Source organism: Azonexus sp. R2A61 (assembly GCF_021401135.1).
Lineage (GTDB): Bacteria > Pseudomonadota > Gammaproteobacteria > Burkholderiales > Rhodocyclaceae > Azonexus.
This window is the reverse complement of sequence record NZ_JACBFO010000007.1, coordinates 19836-40938: the sequence shown is the minus strand read 5'-3', so window position 1 is coordinate 40938 and position 21103 is coordinate 19836. Positions and strand designations below refer to the sequence as shown.

General features: G+C 63.8%; 18 protein-coding genes. 6 read left to right on the top strand and 12 right to left on the bottom strand.

Annotation, left to right across the window (positions count from 1 at the left end; translation table 11 throughout):
- Position 1 precedes the first annotated feature (1 nt).
- The 5 genes from L0962_RS17510 to L0962_RS17490 are packed head-to-tail and all read right to left on the bottom strand — an operon-like array spanning position 2 to position 4402.
- Entirely contained in the window at positions 2-931 is a 930-nt protein-coding gene (locus tag L0962_RS17510; protein ID WP_234087839.1) for an ABC transporter ATP-binding protein, read from the bottom strand.
- Positions 928-1917, bottom strand: a complete 990-nt coding sequence (locus tag L0962_RS17505) for a BtrH N-terminal domain-containing protein (RefSeq protein ID WP_234087838.1) — start codon at positions 1915-1917, stop codon at positions 928-930. Before L0962_RS17505 ends, L0962_RS17510 begins: the two co-directional genes overlap by 4 nt.
- Positions 1914-2312, bottom strand: a complete 399-nt coding sequence (locus L0962_RS17500) for a hypothetical protein (protein ID WP_234087837.1) — start codon at positions 2310-2312, stop codon at positions 1914-1916. Before L0962_RS17500 ends, L0962_RS17505 begins: the two co-directional genes overlap by 4 nt.
- Positions 2305-3468: a beta-ketoacyl-ACP synthase III gene (locus L0962_RS17495; RefSeq protein ID WP_234087836.1), complete on the bottom strand. Its 1164-nt coding sequence runs from the start codon at positions 3466-3468 to the stop codon at positions 2305-2307. Before L0962_RS17495 ends, L0962_RS17500 begins: the two co-directional genes overlap by 8 nt.
- Positions 3458-4402, bottom strand: coding sequence for a dialkylrecorsinol condensing enzyme (locus L0962_RS17490; RefSeq protein ID WP_234087835.1), 945 nt, complete (start codon positions 4400-4402; stop codon positions 3458-3460). Before L0962_RS17490 ends, L0962_RS17495 begins: the two co-directional genes overlap by 11 nt.
- A 161-nt stretch (positions 4403-4563) precedes the next feature.
- Between L0962_RS17490 and L0962_RS17485 the strand changes: the two genes are divergently transcribed.
- The 6 genes from L0962_RS17485 to L0962_RS17460 all read left to right on the top strand — a co-directional run bounded on the left by L0962_RS17485 (position 4564) and on the right by L0962_RS17460 (position 9739).
- A complete protein-coding gene (locus L0962_RS17485) occupies positions 4564-6204 on the top strand; it encodes a CTP synthase (protein ID WP_234087832.1) in 1641 nt (546 codons plus the stop codon).
- A complete protein-coding gene (gene kdsA / locus L0962_RS17480; protein ID WP_234087830.1) occupies positions 6201-7040 on the top strand; it encodes a 3-deoxy-8-phosphooctulonate synthase in 840 nt (279 codons plus the stop codon). The genes L0962_RS17485 and kdsA overlap by 4 nt, the downstream gene beginning before the upstream one ends.
- 49 nt (positions 7041-7089) lie before the next feature.
- Complete coding sequence (eno, locus tag L0962_RS17475; RefSeq protein ID WP_234087828.1) at positions 7090-8373, top strand: phosphopyruvate hydratase; 1284 nt, start codon at positions 7090-7092, stop codon at positions 8371-8373.
- Positions 8374-8379: 6 nt separating this feature from the next.
- Positions 8380-8670, top strand: coding sequence for a cell division protein FtsB (gene ftsB, locus L0962_RS17470; protein ID WP_234087826.1), 291 nt, complete (start codon positions 8380-8382; stop codon positions 8668-8670).
- A 101-nt stretch (positions 8671-8771) separates the two neighbouring features.
- Positions 8772-9242, top strand: coding sequence for a peroxiredoxin (locus L0962_RS17465; RefSeq protein ID WP_234087943.1), 471 nt, complete (start codon positions 8772-8774; stop codon positions 9240-9242).
- Positions 9239-9739 (top strand): peptidylprolyl isomerase, encoded by a 501-nt coding sequence (locus tag L0962_RS17460; RefSeq protein WP_234087824.1) that lies wholly within the window; start codon positions 9239-9241, stop codon positions 9737-9739. The genes L0962_RS17465 and L0962_RS17460 overlap by 4 nt, the downstream gene beginning before the upstream one ends.
- Positions 9740-9813: 74 nt before the next feature.
- On the opposite strand, the gene L0962_RS17455 is transcribed toward L0962_RS17460, so the two are convergent.
- From L0962_RS17455 to L0962_RS17425, 7 genes are all read right to left on the bottom strand, one after another.
- A complete protein-coding gene (locus L0962_RS17455) occupies positions 9814-10779 on the bottom strand; it encodes a metallophosphoesterase (RefSeq protein ID WP_234087822.1) in 966 nt (321 codons plus the stop codon).
- Positions 10776-13364 (bottom strand): DNA mismatch repair protein MutS, encoded by a 2589-nt coding sequence (gene mutS / locus L0962_RS17450; RefSeq protein WP_234087820.1) that lies wholly within the window; start codon positions 13362-13364, stop codon positions 10776-10778. Before mutS ends, L0962_RS17455 begins: the two co-directional genes overlap by 4 nt.
- 85 nt (positions 13365-13449) lie before the next feature.
- On the bottom strand, positions 13450-13899 hold the full coding sequence (locus L0962_RS17445) for a DUF3883 domain-containing protein (protein ID WP_234087818.1): 450 nt from the start codon (positions 13897-13899) through the stop codon (positions 13450-13452).
- A 50-nt stretch (positions 13900-13949) separates the two neighbouring features.
- A complete protein-coding gene (locus L0962_RS17440; protein ID WP_234087816.1) occupies positions 13950-16916 on the bottom strand; it encodes a Tn3 family transposase in 2967 nt (988 codons plus the stop codon).
- Positions 16917-16918: 2 nt separating this feature from the next.
- Positions 16919-17479, bottom strand: a complete 561-nt coding sequence (locus tag L0962_RS17435; RefSeq protein WP_012806060.1) for a recombinase family protein — start codon at positions 17477-17479, stop codon at positions 16919-16921.
- 129 nt (positions 17480-17608) lie between these two features.
- On the bottom strand, positions 17609-18688 hold the full coding sequence (lspA, locus tag L0962_RS17430) for a signal peptidase II (RefSeq protein WP_008063278.1): 1080 nt from the start codon (positions 18686-18688) through the stop codon (positions 17609-17611).
- Positions 18685-21090 (bottom strand): heavy metal translocating P-type ATPase, encoded by a 2406-nt coding sequence (locus L0962_RS17425; RefSeq protein ID WP_008063280.1) that lies wholly within the window; start codon positions 21088-21090, stop codon positions 18685-18687. Before L0962_RS17425 ends, lspA begins: the two co-directional genes overlap by 4 nt.
- Positions 21091-21103 lie beyond the last annotated feature (13 nt).

Sequence of the window (21103 nt, the reverse complement as noted above, 5' to 3'; positions counted from 1 at the left end):
CTCAGTCGCGCAGCGAGCGCCGGGTCAGGCGCATGAACAGTTGTTCGAGGTCGGGCCGGCCGCAGGCGATGCGGCGCAGTTGCGCGACGCCGGCGATCTCGCCGAGCAGACCGGGCAATGCTGCGGTCGACGGCAGTTTCAGCAGATATTCGCGCGGCGCCGGCGACAGCATGGCCCAACGCTCGACCAGCGCCGCCGGCAGCGCGACATCGGTCGCCAGCTCGACTTGTGCGCCGGCCGCGTCGCCGCACAGCGATTCCAGTTCGCCCTCGGCGATCAGCCGGCCGTGGTCGAGGATGGCCAGCCGCCGGCACAGCGTCTGCACTTCTTCCATGTAGTGGCTGGTGTACAGCACCGAGGTACCCTGTGCCGGCAGGCCGGCGATGGCGTCGAGCAAAAAATGCCGCGATTGCGGGTCGACCCCGACCGTCGGCTCGTCGAGCAGCAGCCAGCGCGGTTCGCCGAGCAGGCCGATGGCCAGGTTCAGGCGCCGGCGCAGGCCGCCGGAAAGTTGCTCGGCGCGGCGGTCGACCGCATCGTCGAGCTGCGCGAAGGCGATGCCGGCATCGATCCGGGCCCGCGCGGCGGCCCCGGCAAAGCCGAGGATGCCGGCGAAGAAGGCGAGGTTCTCGCGCACCGTCAGCGTCGGATAGAAAGCGTAGTCCTGCGGCACCAGCGCGACGGCACGCGGTTCGGCGCGGCGCAGTCCGGCCAGCGGCCGGCCGTCCACGCTCAGCGTGCCGGTCGTTGCGGTCGACAGGCCGCAGAGCAGCGAAAGCAGCGTGCTCTTGCCGGCGCCGTTCGGGCCGAGCAGGCCATAGACCTGGCCGGGCGCAATGTTCAGCGAGACGTTGTCGAGCGCCGGCCGGCCGGCGCCGGCGTAGCGGTAGCCGACCGCCTGCAGGTCGATGCCGGTCGCGGCCGCACTCATCGCAGCGCGCGACGCAGGTCGCCGAAGAAGCTTTTCTCGCGCTCGGCCAGCGCGTTCAACAGGCCGGCCAGACGCGGTGGTTCGAGCGGATCGCGGTCGCGGATCATGCGCGCCGTGGCCAGCGCGAATTCGCGCCATTCGTCGCCGATGTCGATCAGCCGGTCGGCCAGTTCGTCGAAAACCGGGCGGTTCAGGCGGGCCGCGCACTCCTGCAGGAAGGCGGCGTAGATGAAACGGAAACCGCCGCCGCCGGTGCCGATTTCTTCCTGCATGCGCACCACCTGGCCGATGAACAGCTTGCTGCGCGCAGCGTCCCGGCTGGCGTCGAGCCGCCCGACCGCCGCCGCCAGCCGGCGGATGCCGCGCACGCCGATGATCGGCAGCGGCGTGTCGAGCATGATCCGGGTGGTCTTGCGCATGGCTTTCGGCAGGACGCTTTCCCAGGCCGGTTCGCGCGGCGTGCCGAGCGGGTAGTAGAGCAGCCCCTTCGGCGCCAGCGCGCCGCGGGCGAAGCGGGCGCGGGCGAGGTCGGCGGCGGCGCAGCGCACCGTTTCCTCGGCCACCGGGTCGGACAGCAGGTAATCGTCGCCATCGCGGCCGTAGGCCAGCACGTTGTGCGCGTTGAAGTGGAAGCGCAGGTCGGGCGGCATGTAGGGCAGCCAGAACACCGAGGTCTGCAGGCCGACGACGCGGCCGGCGGCGAGCAGTTCGTCGAGCCGCCGCTCGCCGCTGTCCGGCGTGCGGAAGGTCTCGAAACGCATTTTCAGGCCGAGCGGCTGCTGGATGCCCTTGAGGATGAAGCGCGGTGGCATCCGGTAGGCGACCAGCGGCAGCCCGTTGATGCGGATGATCGGCAGGTAGGCGAAGGACAGCGCCGACGACAGCCCGAAAGCCATCGGTTCCGACAGGTCAAGGCCGTGGTGGCGCAGCATGTTGGCGACGACGCCGCTTTCGCAGTGCGAGGCATGACGGTGCTCGAAGCTCATGCGTCCACCCGTTGCAGCGCGGCGACCGTCAGCCCCATCGCCTCGCCGTAACGGGCGAGCAGGGCGGGCGACAAGCGGGCGAATACCGCCGGCCGGAAATGGCGGCGGATGCGCCACTGCCACAGGCCGGTGACCTGCGCCAGCAGCGGCACGTCCATGCGCAGCCGGTGCATGTGGTATTCGAGCGGCGAAGTCTGGCCGGCCAGCACGCGGCGGCGGGCATCGTCGGCCAGCCGTTCGAGGTCTTCGACGGCCTGCCGGGTGACGATTTCCTCGACTTCCCAGCCGGCCGAGGCGACCGCCTTCAGCCGGCCGTCGGCGCCGCGCGCGAACACCGTCTTGCGATGGCCGTCCAGCGTGCGGTTGCCTTCCTGCGGGACATCCGATTCACGCATCGCGCACCGCCGTCAGGTGCATCAGCGCGCCGGTGAAGCGGCCGCTTTCCGGGATGAAGCAGAGCAGCCGGTCGCCGTCGCGCAGCCGGCCGCTGTTCAGCAGTTCGTCGAGCATGATGAAAATCGACGCCGAACCGGTATTGCCGCGGCTGGTCAGGTTGGTAAACCACTTGTCGGCCGGAATGGCGAAATCGCGCGCCGCCAGACAGTCGGCGATCGGCTGGCGGAAGTATTCGGAAGACATGTGCGGCAGGAACCAGTCGATTTCCGCCGCCTGCAGGCCGTGCTTGCGCCGGCTTGCATCGAGCGGCTTGCCGAGGGTTTCCTCGACCACCGATTCGTTGAGCAGCCGGACATCCTGCTTGACGGCGAAGATTGAGCGCGCGGCGCGCGCCTCGGCGTCGTAGTTCTGCCAGCCGTGCAGACTGCCGTCGGCCAGCTTTTCCGCCCCGGCATACATGCAGGCCGGCATGTGGCCGGCTTGCGAAACGACGTCGATCCAGTCGATGCGCAGTGCGGTCGACCCGGCGCGCGGCGCATTTTCCACCAGCAAGGCGCCGGCGCCGTCGGACAGCATCCAGCGCAGGAAATCCTTCTCGAAGGCGATTTCCGGCTGGCTCTCCAGCGCCGCCACGCGCTGTGCGCATTCGCCGGCGAAATTGCGCGCATGCAGGCCGCCGGAAGCGGCTTCGGAGCCGGTCGCCACGGCGTGCGCGGCTTGTCCGGTCAACACGCTCAACCAGGCATATTTCAGCGCCAGGATGCCGGCCGCGCAGATGCCTGCGGTCGACACCGCCTCGCAGGAAAAATCGCCCAGTTCGCCATGCACCATCACCGCATGGCCAGGCATCAGCTGGTCGGCGCAGGAAGTGCCGCAGGCCAGCAGGTCGATGTCGGTCAGCGGAAAATCGGAGGAAACCAGCCCGCGCACGGCTTCGGCGGCCAGTTGGGCGTTGCTGTGCGTGGCCAGACCGGTCGCCGGATCGATCGCGTAATGACGGCTGACGATGCCGTTGCTGCGCAGCACGATGCGGCGCGCCCGCGACGGCTTGCCGCCGATCATGCCGAGCACCTTCTCGATGTCGTCGCTGGCGACCGGCGCATTGGGCAGGCAGACGGCGCTGCGGGTGATGTAGGCCTGGCGTTCAGGAGACATATCGGTTCATTCGTTCGCAGCCGCAGCCGGAGGGTTGTTCGTGTTCCGCCTTGAGCCGGGCCAGCCGGCGAGCCAGCAGCGGGGCGAGCAGGGTTTGCAGCAACAGGCTGAGCGGTACGACGGTCAGCACCATCAGGATCAGGTAAACGGCAAACAGGGCAAGAATCGGCCAGCGGCGGCGTTGACCGCGCCGACCGAAGGCGCGGATCAAGCGCGACCAGAGACGGAAGGCCCGCAGACCGGCACGCTCGCTGAGCGCCAGCCGCGGATTGACGGTAACGGCGCCGAGCCCGGCGAGCATCGGCAAGCCGGATTTTTCAATATCGGCATCCAGCGCATCGGCCAGCGCCTTGCCGAAGCGGTCGGCCGCGGCGATTTCCGCCGGCGCCACGCCGGCCGGCGGCAGGCCGAGAAATCCGTCGCGCCGCCCGGTCAGCACCCAGCGCGGCGTGGTGATGAAGGTGGCCAGTGCCGGCCCCCGGTCGACCAGGGCGACATGATCGACCAGTCGGCCGCCGGCGGCAGCGATCAGGCGGCTCATCGTCTGTTGCGCGCTCAGCCACATGTTGCGGCAGGCGACCAGCGTGACCACCGGCTTGCCGCGCAGCAGGGCCTGGCCGGCCGGGCTTTGCAGAAAGGCCGTCATCGGCAAGGCCGGCGCCAGGTACCAGACCTGATAGGCGAGCACGACCAGATCGAAGTCCTCGTCGCCGTTCAGGCGCATCGGTTGTAGCGGCGGCGGATCGAGCTGCACGCATTCCGGAAAGACATCGACGAAATCGACCACCGGCCACGGAAAGGGAAAAGGCGTCCGCGGCTGCAGGGTCTCGACATGGACCGCGTGACCGCCGGCGCGCAACGGCCCGACAACCCGGCCGACGATGTCGGCCAGTTGCCCGGTCTGCGAGAAGGTGACGACGAGGACGCGTTTCACGGAGTTGGCGGCGGATTATTGGGAAAAGCCGTAAATTTTAGCAAAGGAACCCGGAGTTTCGACGTTTCCGACGGTTTGCCGATGCCGGAAGGATTGTCGACGGGCTTGGGGAAGCGATGAATTTTCGGCTATCATTCTGCTTTCCCGCAGCCTGTCTTTCCATGACCAAATACGTTTTTGTTACGGGTGGTGTCGTGTCCTCGCTGGGCAAAGGCATCGCCGCCGCATCGCTGGGGGCCATTCTGGAATCCCGCGGCATCAAGGTTACCCATCTCAAGCTCGACCCCTACATCAACGTCGACCCCGGCACGATGAGCCCCTTCCAGCACGGCGAAGTGTTCGTCACGGAAGACGGCGCCGAGACCGACCTGGATCTCGGCCACTACGAGCGCTTCACCAGCGCCAAGATGAGCAAGCGCAACAACTTCACCACCGGCCAGGTCTATGACTCGGTGCTGAAGAAGGAACGGCGCGGCGAGTATCTCGGCAAGACGGTGCAGGTCATCCCGCACATCACCGACGAGATCAAGGGCAAGGTCAAGGCCGGCGCCGAAGGGGCCGACGTGGCCATCGTCGAGGTCGGCGGCACGGTCGGCGACATCGAGTCACTGCCCTTCCTGGAAGCGATCCGCCAGATGGGCATCGAGGAAGGCCGCAACAACGTCTGCTACATGCACCTGACGCTGCTGCCCTACATCCCGACGGCCGGCGAACTGAAGACCAAGCCGACCCAGCATTCGGTCAAGGAACTGCGCGAAATCGGCATCCAGCCGGACATCCTGCTCTGCCGTGCCGACCGTTCCATGCCGGAAGAAGAACGCCGCAAGATCGCGCTGTTCTGCAACGTCATGCCGGAAGCCGTCATCGAGTGCCTGGACGCCGATTCGATCTACAAGATTCCCGGCATGCTGCACGAGCAGATGCTCGACGAGATCGTCTGCCACAAGCTCGGCATCCTGGCCAAGGCCGCCGACCTGACGGTCTGGGAAAAACTGATCGAGTCGATGGAGCACCCGGACAACGAAGTGCGCATTGCCTTCGTCGGCAAGTACGTCGACCTGACCGAGTCCTACAAGTCGCTGATCGAGGCGATCAAGCACGCCGGCATCCATACCCGCTGCAAGGTCGAAATCGAGTACATCGACTCGGAAAGCATCGAAAAGGATGGTATCGGCATCCTCAAGCGCATGGACGCCATCCTGGTGCCGGGCGGCTTCGGTCGCCGCGGCACCGAGGGCAAGATTGCCGCGATCCGCTACGCCCGCGAGAACAAGGTGCCTTACCTCGGCATCTGCCTCGGCATGCAGATGGCCGTCGTCGAGTTCGCCCGCGACGTCGCCGGCATGAAGGGCGCGCATTCGACCGAATTCGATGCCGACACGCCGTTCCCGGTGATCGGTCTGATCACCGAATGGCTGGATGCGTCCGGCAAGGTCGAGAAGCGCGACGAGGATTCCGACCTCGGCGGCACGATGCGTCTCGGCGGCCAGGTCTGCCAGTTGAAGGAAGGTTCGCTGGCCCGCAAGATCTACGGCGCACCGGAGATCGTCGAGCGCCATCGCCATCGCTACGAAGTGAACAACACGCTGCTCGCCCAGCTCGAGGAAAAGGGCCTGATCGTCGCCGGCCGCGCGCCGGGGACCGATCTGTGCGAAATGATCGAACTGGCGCAGGACGTCCATCCGTGGTTCGTCGCCAGCCAGTTCCATCCCGAATTCACCTCCAACCCGCGTCACGGCCATCCGCTGTTCACGTCCTACGTGCAGGCTGCGCTGACCAGCAAGCAAGGAAAGAAGGCATGAAACTCTGCGGTTTCGAGGCCGGTCTCGACCAGCCGCTTTTTCTGATCGCCGGCCCGTGTACCGCGGAATCCGAGCAACTTTGCGTCGATGTCGCCGGTCGCATGAAGGAAATCTGCGGTCGACTGGGTGTGAACTATATTTTCAAGGCGTCCTACGACAAAGCCAACCGCAGCTCCGGCAAATCGGTCCGCGGCCCCGGCATCGATGGCGGCCTGAAGATCCTGGAAAACGTCCGTGCCCAGGTCGGCGTGCCGGTATTGACCGACGTTCATGACGGCAACGATGTCGCCCAGGTGGCGAGCGTCGTCGACGTGCTGCAGACGCCGGCCTTCCTGTGCCGGCAGACCGATTTCATCCATGCCGTGGCGTCCTGCGGCAAGCCGGTGAACATCAAGAAGGGCCAGTTCCTGGCGCCCGGCGACATGAAGAACGTCGTCGACAAGGCGCGCGAAGTGAACGGCGGCGCCGACAACATCATGGTCTGCGAACGCGGCGCCAGCTTCGGTTACAACAACCTGGTGTCCGACATGCGCTCGCTGGCGATCATGCGCGACACCGGTTGCCCGGTGGTCTTCGACGCCACCCACTCGGTGCAATTGCCGGGCGGGCAGGGGACGGTGTCGGGCGGTCAACGCGAATTCGTCCCGGTTCTGGCCCGCGCCGCCGTGGCCGTCGGCATCGCCGGCCTGTTCATGGAAACCCACCCCTGTCCGGAAAAGGCTTTTTCCGACGGCCCGAATTCCTGGCCACTGGACCGCATGGAAAGCCTGCTGGGCACACTGGTCGCCCTCGACAAGGCCGCCAAGGCCGCCGGTTTCGAAGAACTGAAGTTTTAACAACAAGCTTTAAAAACACCTTTCAACCTTTTGATAACAAGGAAGAAACATGAGTTCCATCGTTGATGTTGTTGCACGGGAGATTCTGGATTCGCGGGGCAACCCGACGGTTGAGGCAGACGTTCTGCTCGAATCCGGCGTGATGGGTCGCGCCGCCGTGCCGTCCGGTGCTTCCACCGGTTCGCGCGAAGCCATCGAACTGCGTGACGGCGACAAGAGCCGCTATCTCGGCAAGGGCGTCATGCAGGCCGTCGAAAACATCAACACCGAAATCTCCGAAGCCATCATCGGCCTCGACGCCCAGGAACAGGCCTTCATCGACCAGACCCTGATCGAACTCGACGGCACCGAAAACAAGTCGCGCCTCGGCGCCAACGCCATCCTGGCCGTCTCGATGGCCGTCGCCAAGGCGGCCGCCGAGGAATCCGGCCTGCCGCTGTACCGCTACTTCGGCGGCATGAGCCCGATGCAGATGCCGGTGCCGATGATGAACATCATCAACGGCGGCGAGCACGCCAACAACAGCCTGGACATCCAGGAATTCATGGTGATGCCGGTTTCCGCCAACACCTTCCGCGAAGCCCTGCGCTGCGGCGCCGAAATCTTCCACGCGCTGAAGAAGTTGCTGGACAGCAAGGGCCACTCCACCGCCGTCGGCGACGAAGGCGGCTTCGCCCCGAACCTGGGCAGCCACGCCGAAGCCCTGCAACTGATCATGCAGGCCATCGAGAACGCCGGCTATGTGCCGGGTCAGGACGTGCTGCTGGCGCTCGACTGCGCCGCTTCCGAGTTCTACAAGGACGGCAAGTACAAGCTGACCGGCGAAGGCCTGGAGCTGACCGCCGCGCAATTCACCGACTACCTGGCCAACCTGGCCGACCAGTTCCCCATCGTTTCCATCGAAGACGGCATGGCCGAAGGCGACTGGGACGGCTGGAAGCTGCTGACCGACCGCCTGGGTGCCAAGGTGCAGATCGTCGGCGACGACCTCTTCGTCACCAACACCAAGATCCTCAAGGAAGGCATCCAGAAGGGCATCGCCAACTCGATCCTGATCAAGATCAACCAGATCGGCACGCTGTCCGAGACCTTCGCCGCCATCGAAATGGCCAAGCGCGCCGGCTACACCGCCGTGATCTCGCACCGTTCGGGCGAAACCGAGGACAGCACCATCGCCGACATCGCCGTCGGCCTGAACGCCGGCCAGATCAAGACCGGTTCGCTGTCGCGCTCGGACCGTATCGCCAAGTACAACCAGTTGATCCGCATCGAGGAAGATCTGGGCGATACCGCTTCCTACCCGGGCCGCGAAACCTTCTACAACCTGCGCTAAGTTGCGATGCGCTGGCTGACGGTCGGCCTGCTGGCCCTTGTCGTTTTCCTGCAGTACCCGCTCTGGCTGGGGAAGGGAGGATGGCTGAAGGTCTGGGAGTACGACCGTCAGTTGAAGACGCAGAAGGAAGAAACCCGTCAGCTGGAAATCCGTAACGCGGGCCTCGATGCCGAAGTCCGCGACCTCAAGCAGGGCTATGACGCCATCGAGGAACGGGCCCGCTTCGAACTGGGGATGATCAAGCAGGACGAAACCTTCGTCCAGATTCCGGAAAAACCGGCGGCCAGGACGCCGTAATAATCGCCGGAAAAAACCGCCAACCCCGGTAGTATTCGGCAAATCGCTCCGCTAGAATCGTTTCCAAAAGGCCCGGTGGGCGCCCAAGGAGAACGGACATGCTGCTCAAGCAAGGCGATAAGGCTCCGAGATTTTCCCTGCCCGATGCCGATCTGGAAACGGTCGACCTCGACCGCTATCTGGGCCGGCAGAATGTGGTGCTGCTGTTTTATCCGAAAGACGGCACACCGGGTTGCACGAAGGAAGTGACCGATTTTTCGGATCACGATGTCGATTTCCGGCAACGCGACTGCGTGCTGTTCGGCATCAACCGGGACGATTACCTGAAGCATCAGGATTTCCGGGACAAGGAGGGCATCGGCATTGCGTTGCTTTCCGATGCGGACGCCAGCGTCTGCAGGCAGTACGGGGTATGGCAGACCCGGGAAGTGGACGGCCAGAAGAAGGAAGGCATCGTCCGCTCCACCTTTGTCATCGATCGCAAGGGCGTCATCCGCCATGCGTTGTACAACGTCAATTACAAGGGCCACGCACAGGAAGTGCTGCGCCTGTTGAAGGAACTCGATTCATGATTCAGCAAGTCGCCAAGAATTCGGTCGTCACGCTCGACTACCACGTTACCGACCCGGACGGCGAAGTCGTCGACGAAGGCCGCGAGGCGCTGGTTTACCTGCACGGTGGCTACGACGACATTTTCCCGAAGATCGAGGAAGCGCTGCAGGGCAAGGGCGTCGGCGAATCGGTGCAGGTCAAGCTGCAGCCGGACGAAGCCTTCGGCGAATACGATGCGCAGCTGGTGCAGATCGAGCCGCGCAAGGACTTCCCGAAGGAACTGCAGGTCGGCATGCAGTTCGAAGGCGGACCGGAAGATGGCGGCGAGGATGATTTCGTGATCTATCGCGTGACCGACGTCACCGACGACAAGGTCGTGCTCGACGGCAATCATCCGCTGGCCGGCCAGGCGCTGGTGTTCACCTGCACGGTGACGGCCATCCGCGCGGCCAGCACCGAAGAAGTCGAGCACGGTCACGTGCACGGCCAGGGCGGCCACGAGCACGACGAAGATTGAGCCCGGCTGCGGTCGACCGCAGCAAACGGTAAAAAAAGCCCGCCAGCCCGGCGGGCTTTTTCATGGGCGGCCGGTCAGGGCGTCGTTTTCGGCGGCCAGGGATGGGTTTCGAAGCGGAACAGCGTCGGCGAACGGCTGTCGATGACGCCGCGCGTCCAGCCCATCACCGGATAGCCGAAGGTTTCGACCCGGGTGAAATTGGCCAGCAGCTTTCCCTGCTCGTCGCGCAAGGGCTGGTCGACGCGCGACATGTGGGTATCGCCATGCACCGCCACGACCTGGCCCGGAAAACGCCGGGTTTCTTCGCGCAGCAGGGCAAGAAATTCGCGGTAACCGCGCGGCGGATAGCCCTGACTCAGGAACTTGAACCCGGGATTGGCCTGGAACAGCAGCACGATACCGGCCAGTTTCTCGCGCCGGGCCAGTGCGAAGCTGTCGCGCAGCCAGTCGAGGACGACCGGGTTGCGGGCCTGGAACTCGGCACGCGGCGTGTCGGTCAGCCCCCAGTTGTTGTTGCCGCCGGGAATGTTCAGCGTCACGAACAGGACGGGACCGAGCCGGAAGCGGGCGTGCTCGGGGTAGGCCCCGGGCTGGCGTTCCAGTTTCAGTTTGCGCTGGCCGAGCGAACGATCGTCCGGCCAGAACAGCGTGCGCAGTCTGGCCAGGCGCTCCAGCGGATCGTAAGCCCCGTTGCTCAAGCGGTCGCAATCGGTCCACTCGTTATCGCCGGGGACCAGCACGAAGGGCATCGGCGTGCCGTCAAACAGCCGGTGACGATCCTCGAACAGCGCATCGTCGCAACGTTCGGCGCCGTGCTTGATGTCGCCGATATGGGCGACGAAATCGACATGCGTAGCGGCAATGGCGTCGAGCATCTTTGGCAGCTCGGCGCGTTCACGGGCGGAGTAGGGCACGTCGCCGATCAGCGCGAAGCGCCAGACCTCGGCCTGCAACAAGGGTGCCGCCAGCAGCAATGCTGCGGTCGACAGGATTTTCAGGAAAAAATGCAGGTCGACCGCAAGCCGGCGTCGACGGCTCATTTCAACAGCCCTTTCAGGGCGTACAGCGCATCCAGCGCTTCACGCGGCGTCAGGCTGTCCGGATCAATGGCGGCGAGATGCTCGACCACCGGATGCGGTTCCGGCGCCTCCTCGGCGGCTGGCTCGGCCGGAAAATCCTGGGCGAAAAGATCGGGTTGCAGCGGGTCGACCGCAGCGCGCTGCTCGAACTCGCGCAGCTGTTTTCTCGCTGCCCGTACGACGGCAGCGGGAATCCCGGCCAGCGCCGCAACCTGGATACCGTAGCTTTGGTTGGCCGGGCCTTCCTCGACGGCGTGCATGAAGACGATGCGGTCGTTGTGCTCGACGGCACCGAGGTGCACGTTGGCCAGTTCGGAATATTCGTGCGACAGCCGCGTCAGCTCGAAATAGTGCGTGGCGAACAGCGTCAGGCTGCGGTTCTTGTCGATCAGGTGGCGCAGGATGGCGAAGGCCAGGGCCATGCCATCAAACGTGGATGTGCCGCGCCCGATCTCGTCCATCAGCACCAGGCTCTGGTGGGTCGCGTGATGCAGGATGGCGGCGGCTTCGGTCATCTCGACCATGAAGGTCGAGCGGCCGGAAGCGAGGTCGTCGGAAGCGCCGATGCGGGTGAAGATGCGGTCGAGCGGGCCGAGCACGCAGCGGTCGGCGGGCACGAAGCTGCCGATGTGGGCGAGCAGGGCGATCAGCGCGACCTGGCGCATGTAGGTCGACTTACCGCCCATGTTCGGACCGGTGATCAGCAGCAGCCGCCGGCTTTCTGCTAACAGGCAGTCGTTGGCGATGAAGGTTTCGGCACTTTGCGCCAGTTCGTTCTCGACCACCGGATGACGGCCGCCTTCCACGGTCAACTGCGTTTCCGAGGCAAATTCAGGCTTGCACCAGTTGCGCTTCAGCGCCGACTCGGCAAAACCGGCCAGCAGGTCGAGCTGGGCAACGGCGCGGGCGATCGTCTGTAGCGTCGGCACGACCGGCAGCAGCGCGTCGAGGATGCCCTCGTAGAGCAGCTTTTCACGCGCCAGCGAACGCTCCTGCGCCGACAGCGCCTTGTCCTCGAAGGCCTTCAGCTCCGGCGTGATGTAGCGCTCGGCGTTCTTCAGCGTCTGCCGGCGGCGATAGTCGTCGGGAATCTTGTCGACGTTGGCGTGCGTGACCTCGATGTAGAAACCATGCACCTTGTTGTACTCGACCTTGAGGCTGGCGATGCCGGTGCGCTCGCGTTCGCGCACTTCCATATCGACCAGGAAGGCGCCGCAGTTGTCGTTGAGCGAGCGCAACTCATCCAGATCGGCGTCGAAGCCCGGCGCGATGACGCCGCCGTCGCGCACCTGGGCGCCCGGCTCGGCGGCGATGGCGCGGACCAGCAGGTCGAGGGCATCGGCCGGCGTTTCGAGTTCGGCGAACGCTTGCTGCAGCAAAGCCGACGGCGTGCCGGCCAGCGGCGCGCGCAGTTCCGGCAGCCGGGCCAGCGATTCGCGCAGGCTGGCGAGGTCGCGCGGCCGGGCGTTGCGCAGCGCGATGCGGCCGGCGATACGCTCGATGTCGGCGATGCCGCGCAGGGCTTTTCTGGTCTCGCCGGCCAGCCGACCGTAATCGTCGAGCAGCGCTTCGACGGCGCCGTGGCGGGCGGCCGGAATCGTGCGGTCGCGCAGCGGGTGGTGCAGCGTGTGGCGCAACAGGCGCGAGCCCATGCTGGTGACGCAGTTGTCGAGCAGCGAGAACAGCGTCGGCGAGGGCTGGCCGCGCAAGGTCTCGGTCAGTTCCAGATTGCGCCGGGTGGCGAGATCGAGGCCGAGATAGGCGCCCTCGATTTCCACGGTCAACCCGCGCAAATGCGGCAATTTGCCCGATTGCGTCGCCTGCGCGTACTGGAGCAGCGCGCCCGCTGCGGCAATCGCCGGCTTCAGGCCCTCGGCGCCGAAACCGGCGAGCGAGGCGACCTCGAACTGCTCGCAGAGCAGGCGTTTGGCCGAGTCGAAATCGAAATACCAGTCCGGCTGGCGCGTGCGCGCCACGTCGATGCCGAAATTGGGAGTCCAGCTTTCCGGATAGAGGATTTCCGCCGGGCGGATGCGCTCCAGCGTCGCCGGAATCTGCTCGGCCGCCACCTCGATCAGGATGAATTCGCCGCTGGCCAGGTTCAGCCGGGCGATACCGGCGGTGTTGCGCAGGGTGGTCACGGCGAGCAGCCAGAGATCCTGCTTGTCGTCGACCAGCGAAGCGTCGGTCAGCGTCCCCGGCGTGACGATGCGCGCCACGGCCCGCTCGACCGGCCCCTTGCTGGTCGCCGGATCGCCGATCTGCTCGCAGATCACCGCCGACTCGCCCAGCTTCACCAGCCGCGCCAGATAAGGCTCCAGCGAGTGGAACGGCACGCCGCACATCTTGATCGGCACCCCGGCCGATTGCCCGCGCGTGGTCAGCGTGATGTCGAGCAGCCGCGCCGCCTTCTCGGCGTCCTCGTAGAACAGCTCGTAGAAGTCGCCCATGCGGTAAAAGAGCAGGGTGTTCGGATGCTTCGCCTTGAGCCCGAGGTACTGGACCATCATGGGCGTGTGTTTGGGGCTGTCGGCGGTTTTGCTCATGGAATTCAGGGCGGCCAAAAGGGACGGATTCTAACAGGCGGTAATTGCCAAGCCCTCAGCCTTGGGACTTGGCTCTGGATGGACCTTACGCGAAGCGGCAGATGTAGTTGCTCGGGCTCATCTGGCAATGCTGTTCGACGACGCCGGGCAGATCGAACAAGCGCGGATTGCGACGAAAATCGAAAAGTCGGTAAAGATGGAATTGCTCGGCGTTCTCCCGGGCAAAACCGACTTCGTTCTGGCTGATGAAGAACGGCGTTTCCTTACCGAACGCGGTGGTTTTGACCTCGATGAAACGCTCGCGACCATCCGTTTCGAAAGAAAGTATGTCGAAACCGAGACCATCGCCCTGGCTTTGGGAGACATGTTCGACCTTGTCGGCCAGTTTGTCCTGCCCGGCAGCACGCAAGCGGAGATGCTCGAAATTCACGACAAAACTTTCGCCAGCCAGCCCCAGCGAGATGTTGCGTGCCTCTCGCTCCAGATAGTCGCGCTGCTGCGGCAAACGGTAAACGGCAGCCGACTCTCTCGCCACCCATTGCCGTTCTGGCGGGGGTCGTCTCAGAAAACGGAAAATAAAGCACGCTAAGCCGGTTGCAATGGTCGTAGCGGCCTGAACTTGCCCGCGCCGATCTTGGCGCTGCTGCGCCAGAGGTAGTCGCCGGTCAGGTTGATGTGTTCCCAGCCGAGCGGCGACAGGTACTGCAACAACGCGTTATCGACAGTATGGCCATTGCCACGTAACGCTTGCGCTGCGCGCTCCAGATAGACCGTGTTCCACAGCACAACGGCCGCCGTCACCAGGTTGAGGCCGCTGGCCCGATAGCGCTGCTGCTCGAAACTGCGGTCGCGGATTTCGCCCAAGCGGTTGAAGAACACGGCCCGGGCCAGTGCGTTGCGGGCTTCGCCCTTGTTCAACCCGGCATGCACACGGCGGCGCAGCTCGACGCTTTGCAGCCAGTCGAGGATGAACAGCGTGCGCTCGATGCGGCCCAACTCGCGCAGGGCGACGGCCAGGCCGTTCTGGCGCGGGTAACTGCCGAGCTTCCTGAGCATCAGCGAGGCCGTCACCGTGCCCTGCTTGATCGAGGTGGCCAGCCGCAAAATTTCGTCCCAATGGGCGCGGACATGCTTGATGTTGAGCGTGCCGCCGATCATCGGCTTGAGCGCGTCATAGGCGGTTTCGCCCTTGGAAATGTAGAGCTTGGTGTCTCCCAAATCGCGGATGCGCGGCGCGAAGCGGAAGCCCAAGAGGTGCATCAGAGCAAAGACATGATCGGTGAAGCCCGCCGTGTCGGTGTAGTGTTCTTCGATGCGCAGGTCGGACTCGTGGTACAGCAGGCCATCGAGCACATAGGTGGAGTCGCGCACGCCGACATTTACCACCTTGGTGTGGAACGGCGCGTACTGGTCGGAGATGTGGGTGTAGAACGTCCGTCCTGGGCTGCTGCCATATTTCGGGTTGATGTGGCCGGTACTCTCGGCCTTGCTGCCGGTGCGGAAGTTCTGGCCGTCCGATGATGACGTGGTGCCGTCGCCCCAATGCTCGGCGAAGGGATGCCGGAATTGGGCGTTCACCAATTCAGCCAGCGCCGTCGAATAGGTTTCGTCGCGGGTATGCCAGGCTTGCAACCAGGCGAGCTTGGCGTAGGTCGTGCCGGGACAGGACTCAGCCATCTTCGTCAGGCCCAGGTTGATTGCGTCGGCCAGGATCGTCGTTAGCAGCAAGTTTTTGTCCTTGGCCAGATCGCCCGATTTCAGGTGCGTGAAGTGGCGGGTGAAGCCCGTCCACTCATCGACTTCGAGCAGCAATTCGGTGATCTTGACGTGTGGCAGGATCATGGCCGTCTGGTCGATCAGCGCCTGCGCGGTGTCGGGCACCGCCGCATCCAGCGGCGTGATTTTCAAGCCGGACTCGGTGATGATGGCATCGGGCAGATCGTTGGCCGCCGCCATGCGGTTGACGGTGGCAAGCTGCGTTTCCAGTAGGGTCAGCCGGTCGTGCAGATATTGGTCGCAGTCGGTGACAACGACCAGCGGCAATGTGCTGGACTGCTTGAGGCTGGTGAACTTATCGGGCGGCACCAGGTAGTCCTCGAAGTCCTTGAACTGGCGCGAACCCTGCACCCAAATGTCGCCCGAGCGAAGGGAGTTCTTGAGTTCCGACAGGGCGCACAGTTCGTAGTAGCGTCTGTCGATACCAGCGTCGGTCATCACCAGTTTCTGCCAGCGCGGCTTGATGAAGTCGGTCGGGGCATCGGTTGGCACCTTGCGGGCGTTGTCGGTGTTCATACCGCGCAGCACCTCGATGGCATCAAGCACACCCTTGGCGGCGGGCGCGGCCCGCAGCTTGAGCACGGCAAGGAATTCCGGCGCGTAGCGGCGCAAGGTGGCGTAACTCTCGCCGATGCGATGCAGGAAGTCGAAGTCATCGGGCTGCGCGAGCTTTTGCGCCTCGGTGACGCTCTCGGCGAAAGCGTCCCAGGACATGACGGCCTCAATGGCCGCGAACGGGTCGCGGCCTGACTGTTTGGCGTCGATCAGCGCCTGACCGATGCGCCCGTACAGTCGCACCTTGGCGTTGATGGCTTTACCAGAAGCCTGGAACTGCTGCTGATGCTTGTTCTTGGCGGCGTTGAACAGCTTCCCCAGGATGCGGTCGTGCAAGTCGATGATTTCGTCGGTGACGGTGGCCATGCCTTCGATGGCCAGCGCCACGAGGGTGGCGTAGCGCCGCCGCGGCTCGAACTTGGCCAGGTCGGCGGGCGTCATCTGGCCGCCCTCGCGGGCGATTTTGAGCAGCCGGTTCTGGTGAACCAGCCGCTCGATGCCAGAAGGCAGGTCGAGGGCCTGCCAGGCTTTGAGGCGCTCAATGTGTTCGAGCATGTGGCGGGAGTTCGGTTTGACAGGCGACTGACGCAGCCAGGCCAGCCAGGTCATCTTGCCGTTGTCGCGGCGTTTCAGCAGATCGTCGAGGCGATGCCGGTGTCCGTTCGACAGCGGCTCGGACAGGGCTTCATAGATGCGTCGGTTGGCGCGAGTGATGGCCTCAGCACTGGCGCGCTCGATGGCGTTGAGCGCGGGCAGGATGATCGACTGCCGCCGCAGTTGCTCAATCAAGGCGCTGGCCAGCACGATGCCTTTGTCGGTCTGCATGGCCAGCTCGGTCAGCGTGTGGACGGCCTGTCGGTAATGGCTCATGGTGAACGGCTGGAAGCCGAACACCGTTTGCAGTTCGACCAGGTGCTCGCGCCGGGTCTGTTCCCGCTGCCCGTAGTCGTTCCAGCTTTCAACACCGACCTTGAGCTGGTCGGCGACCAGTTTCAGCAAGGGCAGGAACAGCGGCTGATCGACGCCAAGGAGAATGCCGGGAAAGCGCAGGTAGCAAAGCTGCACCGCGAAGCCCAACCGGTTCGCAGGCCCGCGCCGCTGCCGGATGATCGAAAGGTCACTATCACTGAGCGAGTAATGCCGGATCAAATCGTCCTTGGTGTCCGGCAACGCCAGCAGGCTTTCCCGCTCGGCGGCGGACAGGATGGAACGACGAGGCATATTTACTGATCCGTTCTCAAGTATTGATACAGGGTCTCCCGACTGACGCCGAACTCGCGCGCCAGTTTCGACTTTTGTTCGCCTGCGTCGGCCCGTTGACGTAACTCGGCCGCACGCTCTGGCGACAGGGCTTTCTTGCGGCCCCGGTAGGCACCGCGCTGCTTAGCCAGCGCAATGCCCTCGCGCTGCCTCTCGCGGATCAGGGCACGCTCGAATTCGGCGAATGCACCCATCACGGACAGCATCAGATTGGCCATCGGCGAATCCTCGCCGGTGAAGGTCAGGCATTCCTTGACGAACTCAATTCGTACGCCGCGCTTGGTGAGCTTTTGCACGAGGCGGCGCAAGTCATCGAGGTTGCGCGCCAGGCGATCCATGCTGTGCACCACCACGGTATCGCCTTCGCGCACGAAGGTCAGCAGCGTGTCGAGCTGCGGGCGCAGCGTATCTTTGCCCGACGCCTTGTCGGTGAATACCTTGTCCACCTGGACCTGCTCAAGCTGGCGATCCGGGTTCTGATCGAAGCTGCTGACCCGCACGTACCCGATGCGTTGACCTTTCAAGGGTGTCTCCTGCACAAATGTGTCAGGAAAGAATTTATAAGCCTTTGCTACATGTGTCAATAAATATTCATTAATACTCTATCCTGACGCATTTCGAGTGCAGCACTTGACGCCAAGTTAGGGTATAGCTTAACCGGACACATCGGCCTCTGTGCCTCTACTGCTTTTCGGTACAACCGTCAAGAACAGGCAGAGCGCTCCGATAGTTATCGCCACATCAGCGAGGTTGAAGGCGGGCCAGTGCACAAGCTGCCAATGGAAGTCGAGGAAATCGACAACCGATCCACGCAGCACACGATCCACGACATTGCCGAGCGCACCACCAAGGATCAGGCTGTAGCCCACCGCTTCAAGGCGTGGCCGCTGCTGGCACAGCATGCGGCCCAGCCAAGCAGAAACGACCAGACCCAGCGCCATGAGAAAGTAACGTTGCCAGCCGCCAGCGTTCGCCAGAAAGCTGAATGCCGCGCCGGGATTCAGGACATGGACAATGTTGAAGAAGGTGCTGACTTCGACCTGTTCACCGTAGGCAAACGTGCGGGTGATGGCGAACTTTGCGAGCTGATCTGTCATGACAGAACTGGCGGCCACTGCGAACCAGACCCAAGTCGATGTGCGGCGAGCCGATTGCCACACAGGGGCGGCCAGCGGCATCAGCCACCCGGCGAGCGCCGTGCAGCTCAATCCAAGTACCCACCCCGCCAGCACATCGGCAGGAAAGTGCATTCCGGCTGCGATGCGTGACCAACCGACCAATGCGGCGTACAACACCAAGCCGATGCGGCCACGACGGCCTATCAAAGGCCAGAGCGCGCCGACCACCAGCGCGGCATAGGTGGCATGCCCGCTGGGCAGGCTGTAGTGTCGTTCGATGCCCCCGATAACGCGCACCATGTCGCCAAAAACGGCAGGCGGGCGTGGAAAGTCGATCCATAGCTTCAAGATGGTGGCGACGAGAAATGCCAACGCAAAGGCCACGCTAAAGACTCTGAGTCTGTACCGGATGGCATCGGCCCGCGTTGGGTCAGGTGCCGACTTTGACCATCCCCACATCGCCAAGAGCATCAGTGGTGCAGTCCAGTAGTTGCCTATCACAAGGTTGAAGAACGATACCGGCGGTTCCAGCGCTGCAGGTGTGCTCATGTTGATGGCTTGGAACAACGCGATGTTTAGACCACCCCAGTCGTAGAGAAAGAATTTCCAGCTCATTTGCGCAACAGCCTCAAGCCATTGCCAACGACGAGCAAGCTGGCCCCCATATCAGCAAACACCGCCATCCACATGGTCGCTTGACCCGTGAAGGTCAGCACCAGAAATACTGCCTTGATGCCAAGGGCCAGCACAATGTTTTGCATCAGCACCTGCGCCGTCGCACGCGACAGGCGCACGAAGGTCGGAATCTTGCCCAGGTTGTCGTCCATCAGGGCCACGTCAGCGGTCTCGATGGCGGTATCGGTGCCAGCCGCTCCCATGGCAAAGCCGATGTCCGCACGCGCCAAGGCCGGGGCATCGTTGATGCCATCACCGACCATGCCGACCTTGCCCTTTATGGCCAGTAGCTCAACTTCGCGCAGTTTGTCGTCTGGGAGCAGATTGCCTTGCGCACTGTCGATCCCGGCTTGTGCGGCAATGGCCTGTGCCGTGTGGGGGTTGTCGCCGGTCAGCATCATGGTGTTGATGCCCAGTGCATGAAGCTCGGCAATGGCGCTCCTGCTGCTTTCCTTGATGGTGTCCGCTACGGCAAATAAGGCATGAACCCCTTTTGCGCTGACCAACATCACGACAGTTTTACCCATGGTTTCCAGCGCCGCGATGCGCTGTTCCAGTTCTGGTGTGCATTGCCCCAGCGCTTCGAGCATCCGCTGGTTGCCAAGATGGTAGGTCTCACCGTTGATTTGGCCTTGCACGCCCCGACCGGGCAGCGCGCTGAACTCGGCTACGTCGAGTAAGGCAACCCCATCCGTCTGCGCGGCTTGTGCCACCGCTTTGGATACAGGGTGGTCGGAACGAGCCGCCAGACTGGCAGCGATGCTGCGGCTGTTTGCGGCGAGTGCATTGCCCCAAGTGACAAAATCGGTCTGTGCGGGCTTGCCGTGCGTGATCGTGCCGGTCTTGTCCAGAGCCAGCCAGCGCAGCTTGCGGCCTTCTTCCAGATAGACGCCGCCCTTGATGAGAATGCCGTGGCGGGCGGCAGCGGCCAGGCCGCTGACGATGCTGACCGGCGTAGAGATCACCAGTGCGCACGGGCAGGCGACCACCAGCAGAACCAATGCACGGTAAATCCAGTCGAGCCATGCCGCACCCATGAACAGCGGTGGCAACAACGCGACGGCGATGGCAACACCGAAAACAATGGGCGTGTACCAGCGGGCGAACTGATCGACAAAGCGCTGAGTCGGCGCACGGCTTCCTTGGGCAGCCTCTACCGCGTGAATGATGCGGGCCAATGTGGAGTTGCTGGCCACGGCGGTGACGCGGTACTCGAATGAACCGGATTCGTTGATCGTGCCCGCAAACACCGGATCACCGGGGGATTTCTCGACCGGAAGGCTTTCACCCGTGATCGGGGCTTGGTTGACGGCAGAGCGGCCTTCCAGCACCTCACCATCCAGGGCGATGCGCTCACCTGGCTTGACCCGGACGCGGCTACCGATGGCAATTTGCTTTGCACCCACCTCGCGCCATGTGCCGTCAGCCTGCTGCACCGTGGCCTGTTCCGGGGTCAGGTCGAGCAGGCCACGGATGGCATTGCGGGCGCGATCCAGCGACTTGGCTTCGATCACCTCGGCCAGCGCGAAAAGCACCATCACCATTGCCGCCTCGGGCCAGTGCCCGATCAACATGGCACCCGTGACGGCAATCGACATCAGGGCGTTCATGTTGAGATTACGGTTCTTGAGCGCAATCCAACCTTTCTTGTAGGTGGACAGACCGCCGGTGAAGACCGCGACGAGCGCCAGAACGACGACCGACCAATGATTGCCGTTGTGGAGCCAGTAGACCGCCTCGGCCGCCGATGCAGTTACAAAGGAGATGCCCAGCGGCCACCAGTTGGTCGGCGTGGTCACAAGGGATGCGGATGGCGATGCGGCCTCTGCGGTGTCCAACACCTGCGCCTCGAATCCAAGCGCTTGCAGTGCCGCGAGCACGTCCGGCAGAACCTGGTCCGCATGGCGTACCGACAGCGTGCGCTGCATCAGGTTGAAATCGAGATCGGCAACTCCGGCCATGGTACCGAGCTTGTTGCGGATCAACGTCTCTTCGGTCGGGCAATCCATTTTGGTAATGGACAGCTTGGTCGTTTGCCCGGTCGATGCCTGATCCATGCGCACGGCTTGCATGCCGATGGCGGTTAGCGCCTGCTCAACGGGAAACAACGAAGGCAGTTCGTGCCGAACGGCCAAAGTACGCTGCATCAGGTTGAACTCAAGACCAACCACCCCCGCCAGCCCGACCAGCTTGCCTCGGATCAGCGCCTCTTCCGTGGGGCAGTCCATGTTCTCGATGCGATACACCGCTTGAGCCGATCCGGTTGTCGCTGGGGCTTGTGTCGTGGGTTGGATGATCGGCCCAGCCGAGCAGCCACACGCCGTGGAAGCGCATTCGCTCATAAATAACTCCTTC